The sequence below is a fragment of the Streptomyces sp. NPDC006365 genome (assembly GCF_042870755.1).
Classification (GTDB): Bacteria; Actinomycetota; Actinomycetes; order Streptomycetales; family Streptomycetaceae; genus Streptomyces; species Streptomyces xiangluensis.
This window is the reverse complement of sequence record NZ_JBIAHS010000011.1, coordinates 49,271-62,064: the sequence shown is the minus strand read 5'-3', so window position 1 is coordinate 62,064 and position 12,794 is coordinate 49,271. Positions and strand designations below refer to the sequence as shown.

At 68.6% G+C, this 12,794-nt stretch carries 10 protein-coding genes; 3 read left to right on the top strand and 7 right to left on the bottom strand.

What is annotated here, in order from left to right:
* Positions 1-100: 100 nt before the first annotated feature.
* From ACFYO0_RS27495 to ACFYO0_RS27470, 6 genes are all read right to left on the bottom strand, one after another.
* Positions 101-280 (bottom strand): DUF6104 family protein, encoded by a 180-nt coding sequence (locus ACFYO0_RS27495; protein WP_236239996.1) that lies wholly within the window; start codon positions 278-280, stop codon positions 101-103.
* 170 nt (positions 281-450) lie between these two features.
* The gene (locus ACFYO0_RS27490; RefSeq protein ID WP_388681163.1) at positions 451-4,296 is read right to left on the bottom strand and encodes a multifunctional oxoglutarate decarboxylase/oxoglutarate dehydrogenase thiamine pyrophosphate-binding subunit/dihydrolipoyllysine-residue succinyltransferase subunit; all 3,846 of its coding nucleotides are present in this window, start codon (positions 4,294-4,296) and stop codon (positions 451-453) included.
* Between the two features lie 216 nt (positions 4,297-4,512).
* The gene (locus ACFYO0_RS27485) at positions 4,513-5,634 is read right to left on the bottom strand and encodes an ATP-binding protein (RefSeq protein ID WP_388681161.1); all 1,122 of its coding nucleotides are present in this window, start codon (positions 5,632-5,634) and stop codon (positions 4,513-4,515) included.
* Between the two features lie 95 nt (positions 5,635-5,729).
* On the bottom strand, positions 5,730-6,467 hold the full coding sequence (locus ACFYO0_RS27480) for a response regulator transcription factor (protein ID WP_054236710.1): 738 nt from the start codon (positions 6,465-6,467) through the stop codon (positions 5,730-5,732).
* A 114-nt stretch (positions 6,468-6,581) separates the two neighbouring features.
* The gene (locus tag ACFYO0_RS27475) at positions 6,582-7,277 is read right to left on the bottom strand and encodes a spermidine synthase (protein WP_388681158.1); all 696 of its coding nucleotides are present in this window, start codon (positions 7,275-7,277) and stop codon (positions 6,582-6,584) included.
* A 98-nt stretch (positions 7,278-7,375) separates the two neighbouring features.
* On the bottom strand, positions 7,376-7,831 hold the full coding sequence (locus ACFYO0_RS27470) for an ASCH domain-containing protein (protein ID WP_388681156.1): 456 nt from the start codon (positions 7,829-7,831) through the stop codon (positions 7,376-7,378).
* Between the two features lie 47 nt (positions 7,832-7,878).
* On the opposite strand from ACFYO0_RS27470, the gene ACFYO0_RS27465 reads away from it, so the two are divergent.
* The 3 genes from ACFYO0_RS27465 to ACFYO0_RS27455 all read left to right on the top strand — a co-directional run bounded on the left by ACFYO0_RS27465 (position 7,879) and on the right by ACFYO0_RS27455 (position 11,695).
* Complete coding sequence (locus ACFYO0_RS27465; protein ID WP_388681153.1) at positions 7,879-8,382, top strand: HAD domain-containing protein; 504 nt, start codon at positions 7,879-7,881, stop codon at positions 8,380-8,382.
* 140 nt (positions 8,383-8,522) lie between these two features.
* A complete protein-coding gene (gene lon / locus ACFYO0_RS27460; protein WP_388681151.1) occupies positions 8,523-10,940 on the top strand; it encodes an endopeptidase La in 2,418 nt (805 codons plus the stop codon).
* Positions 10,941-11,158: 218 nt separating this feature from the next.
* The gene (locus ACFYO0_RS27455) at positions 11,159-11,695 is read left to right on the top strand and encodes a MarR family winged helix-turn-helix transcriptional regulator (protein ID WP_388681149.1); all 537 of its coding nucleotides are present in this window, start codon (positions 11,159-11,161) and stop codon (positions 11,693-11,695) included.
* Between the two features lie 30 nt (positions 11,696-11,725).
* Here the strand turns inward: ACFYO0_RS27455 and ACFYO0_RS27450 are convergent, their stop codons facing one another.
* A complete protein-coding gene (locus tag ACFYO0_RS27450) occupies positions 11,726-12,511 on the bottom strand; it encodes a protein phosphatase 2C domain-containing protein (RefSeq protein ID WP_388681146.1) in 786 nt (261 codons plus the stop codon).
* Positions 12,512-12,794: the final 283 nt, after the last annotated feature.

Here is a 12,794-nt window from a genome sequence, read left to right as displayed (position 1 = left end):
CTTCCGTTATTCACGATATATCGCGGTCACGGAAAGTCAAGACACCGATCCGGTGATCTCACAAGGAGTGAAAGCGCAGGTACGACGGGCGTCGCGCGCCCTACTCGTCGTCCTCGTCGTCCAGTCGCGCCAGCCAGGTCGCCAGCCGCTCCACCGGCACCTCGAAGTCCGGATTGAGATCGACGAACGTACGAAACTGCTCGGCGAGCCACTCGAAGGTGACCTCTTCCTCGCCGCGCCGCTTCTCCAGCTCCTCGATGCCACGGTCGGTGAAGTACACGGTTGCTCTCCTGGGGGCGTAGGTCTGACGTCTCCAGGTTATGCGGAGCCGGGCCTTCGGCCGCACGCGCCCGGATACGCCCGAGGGCCCGGCCCCGAGACGAACTCGGTGCCGGGCCCTTCAGACAGCGCCCTTCAGACGGCGCCCTTAAGACGGTGTACGCCCGAGGCCTACGCCTCGAACACCTCCCGAACCAGCTGTTCCTGCTCGGCCTGGTGCCGCTTCGCGGAACCCACCGCCGGAGACGAGCCGTGCGGGCGGGAGATCCGCCGCAGCCGCTCGCCGTGGGGGATGTCCGCGCCGACCGCCAGGTCCAGGTGGTCGATGAGGTTGAGGGCGATGAAGGGCCAGGCGCCCTGGTTCGCCGGTTCCTCCTGGGCCCAGAGGTACTTCTCGACGTTCGGGTACTTGGCGATCTCGGCCTGGAGCTCGGCACCCGGGATCGGGTACAGGCGCTCGATGCGGATGATCGCCGTGTCCGTGATGCCGCGCTTCTGACGCTCGGCGTCCAGGTCGTAGTAGACCTTGCCGGCCGTGAAGACGACCTTGCGGACCGCCGCCGGGTCCACCGACGCGTCGCCGATGACCGGGCGGAAGCCGCCCGTGATGAACTCCTCCGCCTTCGACGCCGCCGCCTTCAGACGCAGCATCGACTTCGGGGTGAAGACGACCAGCGGCTTGTGGTGCGGGTTGTGGACCTGCCAGCGCAGCAGGTGGAAGTAGTTCGACGGGAGGGTCGGCATGGCGACCGTCATGTTGTTCTGGGCGCAGAGCTGGAGGAAACGCTCCGGGCGGGCGGACGAGTGGTCCGGGCCCTGGCCCTCGTAGCCGTGCGGGAGGAGCAGCGTCACACCGGACGTCTGGGCCCACTTCTGCTCCGCCGACGAGATGAACTCGTCCACCACCGTCTGGGCGCCGTTGACGAAGTCGCCGAACTGCGCCTCCCACAGGACCAGCGCCTCGGGCCGGGCCAGTGAGTAGCCGTACTCGAAGCCCATGACCGCGTACTCGGAGAGCAGCGAGTCGTAGACGTTGTAGCGCGCCTGGTCTTCCGCGAGGTACTGGAGCGGGGTGTAGTCCTCGCCCGTGTTCTGGTCCACCAGGACCGCGTGACGCTGGCCGAACGTGCCGCGGCGGGAGTCCTGGCCCGACAGACGGACCGGGGTGCCCTCCATCAGCAGCGAGCCGAAGGCCAGGGTCTCGCCCATGCCCCAGTCGATCGTGCCGTCCTCCACTGAGGACGCGCGGCGCGTCATCTGCGGCATGAGACGCGGGTGGACGGTGATGTGGTCGGGGATGTTGACCTGCGACTCGGCGATCCGCTTCACGATCTCCTGGGAGACCGCGGTGTCCACGTGGACCGGGAACTCCGCCTCCGGCTGCGGGACATGCACCTCGGCGGGGGCGTGGACGGCCTCGCGGACCTCGGTGAACACCTTCTCCAGCTGCCCCTGGAAGTCCTGCAGCGCCTGCTCGGCCTCTTCCAGCGTGATGTCGCCGCGACCGATGAGGGACTCGGTGTAGAGCTTGCGCACCGAGCGCTTCTTGTCGATCAGGCTGTACATCTGCGGGTTCGTGAACGCCGGTTGGTCGGTCTCGTTGTGACCGCGGCGGCGGTAGCAGATGAGGTCGATGACGACGTCCTTGTTGAACGCCTGCCGGAACTCGAAGGCGAGGCGCGCGACCCGGACGACGGCCTCGGGGTCGTCACCGTTCACGTGGAAGATCGGCGCTTCGATCATCCGGGCCACGTCGGTGGAGTACATCGACGAGCGCGCGGACTCCGGCGGAGCTGTGAAGCCGACCTGGTTGTTGATGATGATGTGGACCGTGCCGCCGGTGCGGTAGCCGCGCAGCTGCGACATGTTCAGGGTCTCGGCCACGACGCCCTGGCCCGCGAAGGCCGCGTCGCCGTGCAGGGCGATCGGCAGGACCGTGAAGTCCGTGCCGCCCTTGCCGATGATGTCCTGCTTGGCGCGCGCGACGCCCTCCAGGACCGGGTCGACCGCCTCCAGGTGCGAGGGGTTCGCGGTGAGCGACACCTTGATCTGCTCGCCGTCCAGGCCCGTGAACGTGCCCTCGGCGCCCAGGTGGTACTTCACGTCACCGGAGCCGTGCATCGACTTCGGGTCGAGGTTGCCCTCGAACTCGCGGAAGATCTGCGCGTACGACTTGCCGACGATGTTCGCCAGCACGTTCAGCCGGCCGCGGTGGGCCATGCCGATGACGACCTCGTCCAGGCGGGACTCCGCGGCGCTGTCGATGACCGCGTCGAGAAGCGGGATGACGGACTCGCCGCCCTCGAGTGAGAAGCGCTTCTGGCCGACGTACTTCGTCTGCAGGAAGGTCTCGAAAGCCTCCGCCGCGTTCAGCCGGCGCAGGATGCGCAGCTGCTCCTCGCGCTCCGGCTTGGTGTGGCCGCGCTCCACGCGGTCCTGGATCCACTTGCGCTGCTTCGGGTCCTGGATGTGCATGAACTCGACGCCGGTGGTGCGGCAGTACGAGTCGCGCAGGACGCCGAGGATGCTACGCAGCTTCATCATCGACTTGCCGGCGAAGCCGCCGACCGCGAACTCGCGCTCCAGGTCCCACAGGGTGAGCCCGTGCTCGGTGATGTCCAGGTCGGGGTGCTTGCGCTGCTTGTACTCCAGCGGGTCGGTGTCGGCCATGACGTGGCCGCGGACCCGGTAGGAGTGGATCAGCTCGAAGACACGGGCGGCCTTCGTGACGTCGTCGTCGTGCGAGGCGTCGATGTCCTTGAGCCAGCGGACCGGCTCGTACGGGATGCGCAGGGCCTCGAAGATCTCGTCGTAGAAGCCGTTCTCACCGAGGAGGAGGTTCGCGACGATCCGGAGGAACTCGCCGGAGGCGGCGCCCTGGATGACCCGGTGGTCGTACGTCGACGTCAGGGTCATGACCTTGGAGATGCCCAGCTTGTTGAGCGTGTCCTGGGACGTGCCCTGGAACTCCGCCGGGTAGTCCATCGAGCCGACGCCCATGATGACCGACTGGCCGGGCATCAGACGCGGCACCGAGTGGACGGTGCCGAGGCCGCCGGGGTTGGTCAGGGAGACCGTGACGCCGGAGAAGTCGTCCATCGTCAGCTTGCCGTCGCGGGCGCGGCGGACGATGTCCTCGTAGGCCTGCCAGAACTCGAAGAAGTTCAGCGTCTCGGCCTTCTTGATGCCGGCGACGACGAGCTGACGGTCGCCGTTCGGCTTCACCAGGTCGATCGCGAGGCCGAAGTTGACGTGCTCCGGCTTGACCAGGGTCGGCTTGCCGTCCTTCTCGGCGTAGTGGTAGTTCATCGACGGCATGGCCTTGAGGGCCTGCACCATCGCGTAGCCGATGAGGTGGGTGAAGGAGATCTTCCCGCCCCGGGCGCGCTTGAGATGGTTGTTGATGACGATGCGGTTGTCGAAGAGCAGCTTCACCGGGACCGCGCGCACGGACGTGGCCGTGGGCAGCTCCAGGGAGGCGTTCATGTTCTTCGCCACGGCCGCGGCGGGGCCGCGCAGCGGTACGAACTCCGGGCCGGCCGGTGCCTCGGTCGTGGGTGCGGCCTTGGCGGGCGCAACCTTCGCGGCGGCCGGCTTGGCGGCGGCAGCGGGCTTGGCCGGAGCCGGAGCCGGGGCCGGGGCGGTGGCTGCGGGCTTCGGCACCGCGGGGGCGGCCGGGGCCGGAGCGGCCGGAGCCGGAGCGGCCTGGGCCTGACCATCGGAGGAGGCCGGGGCGGTGGGAGCCGGAGCGGGCGCGGCCGGAGCCGTCGTGGTGGTCCCTGCGGCCCCCGCGGCCGCAGTACGCGACGTGGCCGAGGCGGCGACGCCACCCGGCTTGTAGTCGGCGAAGAAGTCCCACCAGGCGCGGTCTACCGAATTCGGGTCCTGGAGGTACTGCTGATAGATCTCGTCGACGAGCCACTCGTTCGGACCGAACGCGGCGGCGGGATTCTTCCCCGCCTTCCCGGCTTGGTCGTCGGTGGAGATGCTCGAGTTACTGGGGGACTGTGGCGACACGGCGGCAACCGCCCTCTTCCGCTTCACAAGGTGATGGACAGCGGGAATCAAGGCTACGCCCCCATGGCCGATGGATGCAGGCCGGGCCGGTTGATCGTCGTGTAAGTCACATCGAAACGCGTGTTTCGATGCTGGAAATGGCGGGAAACAAGCGCGGTTACCCTACGGACGCCTCGCGGAATCCGTGGTTCTTGCGACTGTGGCTCGAACCCTAGGTCAACCTGCGAGTGGAGGGAGCCCCGGAAGAGTGACCTGGATTCGGCAGCCGCGCTGGGATTCGGCCACACCGATCTGTCCGCCGTGCAGATCGACGGCCCAGCGCGCGATCGCCAGCCCCAGACCCGTACCGCCGTCGCTGCCCGGACCGTGCGCGGCGACGACTCCGCCCCGGTTGAAACGCTCGAAGACCCGGTGCCACTCCGACTGCGGAATCCCGGGGCCCTCGTCCAGCACCTCCAGATCGAGCGACTCCGGACGGTCCCCGCGCCGTGCCCGCACCGTCACACGGCCGTGCGGCGGGCTGTGCTTGACCGCGTTGTCGATGAGGTTGGCGACGACCTGGTGGATCCGCTCCGGATCGGCGTGCGCGGTCAGCTCGGGCGGCGACACGTCCAGGTGCAGATGCACGTCTGTACGCGTGTGCGTACCCGACCCTGAGGAGATGCCCCCGCGCGCGGAGACCACCATGTTGGTCTCCTTCAGTACGCCCGACAGGTACGGCCACACCTCGAAGCGGCGCTTGCGCAGCGGTACGACGCCGTTGTCCAGCCGGGACAGGTCGAGCAGTGTCTCCACCAGGCGCCCGAGGCGCTCGGTCTGCTTCAGGGCCGTACGCATCGTCTCCGGATCGGCAGCCGAGACGCCGTCCACGACGTTCTCCAGAACCGCGCGCAGGCCGGCGATCGGCGTACGCAGCTCGTGCGAGACGTTCGCGACCAACTCCTTGCGCTGGCGGTCCTGGGCCTCGAGGTCGTCGGCCATGCGATTGATCGTCTGCGCCAGGTCTCCCAGCTCGTCGCGGCGGTCGGCGCCCTTGACGCGGCTCGTGTAGTCGCCGTGCGAGATGTTCCGGGCCACCGTGTTCATCTCGTCCAGGGGAGCCGTCAGCGAGTGCGCCACGAACTGCGTGATCAGCAGCGTCGCGATCATCGAGAAGACGGTGATGAAGCGCAGCTCGGTCTCCGTGCGCACCGCGATCATCATCAGCACGGTGGTGATGAAGACCGAGACGACGACCAGTGTGCCGAGCTTCGTCTTGATCGAGAAGGGACGTACGCCCTCCCAGAGGCTCGTGCTCCAGCCGCCCGCGCTCTTGCGCGTGCCGTCGGTCTCGCTCATGACACGACACCGCGCATGGCATTGCTCATGCCGACACCGCTCATGACACCGCTCATGACACCGCTCATGGCATCAGCCCCCTCAGGAGGTCAGGCTCAAGGAGTGGGGGTCTCCAGCGCGTAGCCGACGCCGTGCACCGTACGGATCCGCTCGGCGCCGATCTTCCGGCGCAGCGCCTTGATGTGGCTGTCCACGGTCCGGGTGCCGGAGGCGTCCGCCCAGTCCCACACCTCGGCGAGCAACTGCTCGCGCGAGAGCACCGCGCGCGGCGTGTTGGCCAGGCAGACCAGCAGATCGAACTCGGTGGGCGTCAGATGGACGTCCTCGCTGCGCACCCGCACCCGTCGCTGGGCGTGGTCGATCTCCAGCTCGCCCAGGCGCAGGATGCCGGAGCGAGGAGTCGACGCGGCGACCACGGCGCGCTCCACGCGGCGCAGCAGCACGTGTACGCGCGCGGCCAGCTCGCGCATGGAGAAAGGCTTCGTCATGTAGTCGTCGGCGCCCACGCCGAGCCCGACGAGCATGTCCGTCTCGTCGTCCCGTGCGGTCAGCATCAGCACCGGGACCGGGCGCTGTGCCTGCACGCGGCGGCAGACCTCCAGGCCGTCGAAGCCCGGCAGCATGATGTCGAGGATCAGCAGATCGGGCTGCCAGGCCTCCGCCGTGTCGACGGCGGCCGGGCCGTCACCGGCGGTTTGCACGAGAAATCCCTCGGCCCGCAACCGGGCGGCGATGGCGTCCACGATCGTCGGATCGTCCTCGACCACCAGCACCCGGCGCTGTGCGCCCGGCGTTGCCGCCGTGCCGTTGTGCGAGGTGTGTGTCTGCTCCATCGCCCGCCCCTGAGGTGTGCTTTCCGGAATCGTTGGGGGTGATTCCATGACTGCGCTTGACGCTTGAATGATCTGCATCAGGTCAGCAGAGTACGGGCAGTTACCACCGCTCGGCTATCCAGGCCTGACAGCGAGATGCACGACGTCCGGAACGCCCCGGGCAACCGGGATCTCTTCGGTACGCACCTGCCGGAACCCGGCATTCCCCAAACTTCCCTCGAAATCAGACGAGGGCTGAGCCGACCACACGGCAAGCACCCCACCTGGCCTCAACACCCTTGCGCACGCGGCGAGTCCGGCCGTCGTATAGAGGTTTTCGTTGCCGTCCGTGACGGTCCATCCGGGCCCGTTGTCGATGTCGAGGCACAGTGCGTCGTACGTGTCGGACGTCTCATTGACGTAAGCGACCAAATCGTCTTCGACAATCTCGGTACGCGGGTCCGCGAGCGCCGTCGCCGAGATGTCCGACAGCGGCCCCTCCAGATGCCAGTCGATGACCGCCCGTTCCCGTTCGACCACCGCGATACGCCCCCATCGCGGATCGGCGGCCGCATGAGCCAGCGAGAACCCGACGCCGAGCCCGCCGATCAGCACGCTCGGCTCGCGGCGCCCGTCCAGGGCATCACGAGCGGCGTCGACGAGCAGCCGCTCCGAGCGCCCGTCCGATGTGTCCATCAGGAAGCACCCGTTGGCGATGATCTGCAGCAGTCCGCCGTGGCGACGCAGTACGACTTCGCCGTACGGGCCGTTGCGGCGGTCTATGACTACGGGGGTTTCGGGGTCTACAGGGGTGTCGTACGGGGTGGTCATGGGGCCATCCTGGCAAGTCGCTCCGGTGAGGGGCAGCCGAATTGGCGGGCCACGTGGCGTTCGGCCTTGCGAGGGCGGCGTTGACCGGGCACGGCAGGTCAGTCGGCGGGGCGGAGGTCGGTGACGAGGCGGAAGCGTTCCAGGACCGTGGGCGTCGTGTCGTCCACAGTGAACCCGGGGTCCTCCAGCGCCGCGCGCATCTCCTCGCTGTGCCAGAACCGCTCGTGGCCCGCCCGCCACTCGGCCACGCTGGTGTAGCCCTCGCCTTCGTCCACCGCGTGGGCGAGATCCACCCGAGCCAGCGGTACGACGCGGACGTCGGTCACCTCGATGACTCCCGTCGGCCGGTCTTCGGAGTCGACGACCACCGAACGGCTCCCCACCTCGGGCAGTGGCTCACTCTCGTGCGCGTAATCGACGAGAAGTTCCGTCGTGGACGTCTTGGAACCGTCGAGAATCGCCGCGACAAGCTGGTCGCGCAGCGGGCCGGGGAAGGCGAACTCGGCTTTGGGCAACGATGCGAGGTCTTCGGGTGAGGCCGAGTCGGTCGTCATGCGGGCACGGTAGCCGCCCTCTTGGGGCGAGCCGATAGCGTTCGGCCATGGCCGGACATGCCGAGCGCCCGCTGCTCTTCCTGGACGTTGATGGCACTCTTCTCCCCCTTGGGGGAGCGCGGCTTCCCCCGGCCCTTGAGGACTGGGACGGCTGGCAGGACATGTCGAATCCTCAGCTGGCGAAGATCGACCCTACGCACGGTCCGCGCTTGTCGGCGCTGCCCTGCACCCTGGTGTGGGCCACCGCCTGGATGGACGATGCCAACGAAGTGATAGCTCCGCTGCTCGGGCTGCCCGAACTGCCAGTGGCGGACCTGCCGGACGCGCCGGAGGAAGACGAGGCGCGAGGGCTGCACTGGAAGACCCGAGCCCTCGTCGAGGCCGCGGCGGGACGCCCGTTCATCTGGGTCGACGACGAGCTGACCGATCTCGATCGCACCTGGGTGTCAGCGCACCACCCAGGACAAGCCCTTCTCCACCGTGTCGATTCCACAATCGGCCTCGCTGATACGGACTTTGCCGTACTCGACGACTGGCTGCGCGACGCGTGATCTTTGTTCGCCGCCTTCGACGAAGAAGGGGAACAGGGCTCTGCGATCGCTGACAGCGAACGGTCCTTAGCGACGGGAACATTCGGCAGCCCCTGTGCATTGAGCCTGCATAACTCAACTTGACTGCCATAGGGGAGACCATGACTTCGACGTCCACACCGCTCACCCTGCCCGTGCTGCCGCTCGACGACGAGGTCGTGCTGCCCGGGATGGTGGTGCCCCTGGACCTGAACGATGCCGATGTACGAGCCGCGGTGGAGGCCGCGCAGGCCGCCGCGCGTTCCAGTGGGAGCAGCAAGCCGAAGGTGCTGCTTGTTCCACGGATCGACGGGACGTACGCGAGTACGGGTGTGCTCGGGACCGTCGAGCAGGTAGGCCGGCTGGCCGACGGTGACCCTGGTGCGCTGATCCGCGGGCGTGGGCGGGTGAAGATCGGGGCCGGGACCACCGGGCCCGGTGCCGCGCTGTGGGTCGAGGGGACCCGGGTGGACGAGAGCGTGCCCGACCCGCTGCCGGGTCAGGCCGCCGACCTCGTCAAGGAGTACAAGGCCCTCGCCACCAGCTGGCTGCGCAAGCGCGGTGCCTGGCAGGTGGTCGACCGGGTGCAGGCGATCGATGATGTCTCCGCCCTGGCCGACAACTCCGGGTACTCGCCCTTCCTGACCACCTCGCAGAAGGTCGAGCTGCTCGAGACCGCCGACCCCGTCGCCCGGCTGAAGCTCGCCACCGAGCAGCTCCGCGAGCACCTAGCCGAGCAGGACGTCGCCGAGTCCATCGCCAAGGACGTACAGGAAGGCGTCGACAAGCAGCAGCGCGAGTTCCTGCTCCGGCGGCAACTCGAGGCCGTACGCAAGGAATTGCGCGAGCTGAACGGTGAGCAGGACGGCGAGGAGTCCGACGACTACCGGGCCCGAGTCGAGGCCGCCGACCTTCCCGAGAAGGTCCGCGAGGCCGCCCTCAAGGAGGTCGACAAGCTGGAGCGGTCGAGCGACCAGTCGCCGGAAGGGTCGTGGATCCGGACCTGGCTCGACACGGTGCTCGAACTCCCGTGGAGCGAGCGCACGGAGGACTCGTACGACATCCAGGGCGCCCAGGCGATCCTCGACGCCGAGCACGCCGGGCTGGAAGACGTGAAGGAGCGCATCACCGAGTACCTGGCCGTGCGCAAGCGGCGGCTGGAGCGAGGGCTGGGAGTCGTCGGCGGGCGCCGTGGCGGCGCCGTGCTCGCGCTCGTCGGGCCTCCCGGTGTCGGCAAGACCAGCCTCGGCGAGTCCGTCGCGCACGCGATGGGGCGCAAGTTCGTACGGGTCGCCCTCGGCGGCGTACGCGACGAGGCCGAGATCCGCGGTCACCGGCGTACGTACGTGGGCGCGCTGCCCGGTCGTATCGTCCGCGCCATCAAGGAAGCCGGGTCCATGAACCCGGTCGTGCTCCTGGACGAGATCGACAAGGTCGGCTCCGACTTCCGGGGCGACCCCGCCGCCGCCCTGCTCGAAGTACTCGACCCCGCGCAGAACCACACCTTCCGCGACCACTACCTGGAGGTCGAACTCGACCTGAGCGACGTGGTGTTCCTGGCCACGGCCAACGTCCTGGAAGCCATTCCGGAGGCGCTGCTCGACCGCATGGAGCTCGTACGGCTCGACGGCTACACCGAGGACGAGAAGGTCGTCATCGCCCGGGACCACCTGCTGCCGCGGCAGTTGGAGCGGGCCGGTCTTGAGAAGGCCGAAGTCACCCTCGACGAGAGCGCGTTGCGCAAGCTCGCCGGTGAGTACACGCGGGAAGCGGGTGTACGGAACCTGGAGCGGGCCATCGCACGGCTGTTCCGCAAAGTCGCCGCACAGCACGAACTCGGCGAGCGGAAGCTGCCGTTCACGGTCGGCGAGGGCGATCTGCGCGGGCTGATCGGCCGGCCGCACCATGTGCCCGAGTCCGCCCAGGATCCGGCCGAGCGCCGCACGGCCGTCCCCGGTGTCGCCACCGGGCTCGCGGTCACCGGCGCGGGCGGCGACGTGCTCTACGTGGAGGCGTCGCTGGCCGATCCGGAGACGGGAGCCTCCGGTCTGACCCTCACGGGCCAGCTCGGCGACGTGATGAAGGAGTCCGCACAGATCGCGCTCTCCTTCCTCCGCTCTCGCGGCGCCGAACTCGAGCTGCCCGTGGGCGACTTGAAGGACCGGGGCGTGCACATCCACTTCCCGGCGGGCGCGGTCCCCAAGGACGGACCGAGCGCGGGCGTCACGATGACGACGGCTCTCGCTTCGTTGCTCAGCGGGCGGCTCGTCCGTACGGATGTGGCGATGACCGGTGAAGTCTCACTGACCGGGCGGGTGTTGCCCATCGGTGGCGTCAAGCAGAAGCTGCTGGCCGCGCATCGGGCCGGTGTCACCACCGTCATCATTCCCAAGCGGAACGAGGCCGACTTGGACGATGTGCCCGCCGAGGTTCTGTCGAAGCTCGACGTTCACGCCGTCACGGACGTTCGGCAGGTGCTTGAGCTGGCGTTGTCGCCGGCTACGAACGGGGCTGCTCCGGAGGTTCCGGTGGCGGCGTGACGGACGCCGTCGGGAATGAAGACCCGGTCCCCTCGCGGGGCCCGGGTCTTCGCCATACGGCCGACCGGGCTGGGGACGGTTCGCTGCCGGGTGCGGGTTCGTTGTGGTTGCTCGCGCCCACGCGGCGGAGCTGCAAATGTCACAGCCCCGCGCCCTGAAAAGCCTGCGCCTCCCCGCGCCCTGATCTGCTCCCCGGAAATACCTCCCGAGCTGCGGGAATGACTAAGCTTCCGCAAAACTTTCAGGATCGCGAAGCTGAGTCAGGGGCCGATGTGGGCGAGGGCGGAAACGGTGAGGGACAGCCGTTGCGGTCGGGGCAGGGTGTGGATCAGGAATTCCTCGCCCTGGAGCGGGAGTTGACCGTACTTCTGCGGCGTGCGCGGGCCTCCTCCGGGGAGATGGCCCGGGAGGTTCACCCCGATCTGGAGTCCGCCGCGTACGGACTGCTCGTACGCCTGGATGAGCGCGGCGGTCAGCGTGCCACCGAGCTCGCCGCCTACATCGGCGTCGGCAAGGCCACCATGTCCCGGCAGCTGAGGGCCCTCGAAGAGCTGGGGCTCATCGCCCGCGAGCCCGATCCCGCCGACGGGCGTGCCTGGCTGGTCCACCTCACGGAGGAGGGCCGGGCCCGGTTCCGTACGGTGCGGGATGCGCGGCGGGCGCGCTACGTGCGCCAGCTCGCGAACTGGGACCGCAAGGAAGTTGCCGAACTGGCCCGGCTGCTTCATCAGTTGAACCGGCGGAGCGAGGGCTGAGCTCTGGGGGTGCGGGCGTAGAGGACGCCGTCACAACTCCACGTAGACCACCGTCGCGTCATCATGCCTCTTGCTCCGCTCCAGGAACTCCCGCCCCGCATCCTCCCGTTCCAGCGCCCGCACCCGCTCGACCAGCGCCTGGGCCCCCTCCTTCCGCACCAGCGTGACGAGTTCCGCCCAGTCGCCCTGGTGGAACTTGTCCACCCACCGCGTGGCGCCGTCCGTCAGGGCGGTGAGCGTGCGGACCTCGGTGCGCGGGAGCGTGCCGGTCACCGCGCGGGCCGCCACCGACGGGTCCGCGGCGGCTGTGAAGAAGCCGCCCTCCTTGTTGCGGATCGTCGCGTCGGTGATCGCGTGTGTGGCCAGGGAGGCGCGGGGGACGCGGGAGAGGCGGTCGTCGAGGAGGGGGACGACCGTGCCGGAGGGGGACTCGGCCAGGAGGGCGGAGTCGGAGAGGACCAGGTACTCGACCTCGTGTGCGGACCAGCGGGCGAGGACCACGGTTGCCTGTGGGGTTCGTGGGTGAGAAAGGTCACAAGTGAACCGATGGGCTTCCGCGGTTCGTGAGATGGCCTGGCCCAGTACCTCGGTGAGGGGCAGATCTCGGCGTGAAGTGGACAGTTCACCCAGCGCTCCGCCGAGCCGCGCCGTGAACCAGGGGACCGAGTGCCGACAGCCCACTTCCGTCGCCGGTGGAGTGACTCCGTCAAGCACGACAAGCGAACCGCCCTGACCCGAGGCCGGGACTCCGGCCGCCGCGTAGTCCTCGTTCGGACGGGCAGAATCACCGGGGACCGAGATCAGTTCCGTGCGCATTCGGCCAGTCTGCACGAGCTCTTCACAAGCTTCGTCAAAGGCTGGCAATTGTCGCCGAATTGGCGAGAAGTGGCAGGTCACCCGCCTGAAATGGGGCGGAATAAGTGGCTCCGCCGGGGCACGGCGGCGCATCTTGCCACCGGATGCCGCGGGAGTCCAACAGGCCCACCGTGCGAGGTGGCTGCACTGGCCAGAGGAACTTGCTCACCTCTGCCCCACCGATGTTCACTCCTTTGGGTGGCGGGTCAGGCGATGCGCGGCCACTGCCCACCGGCACTGGGAG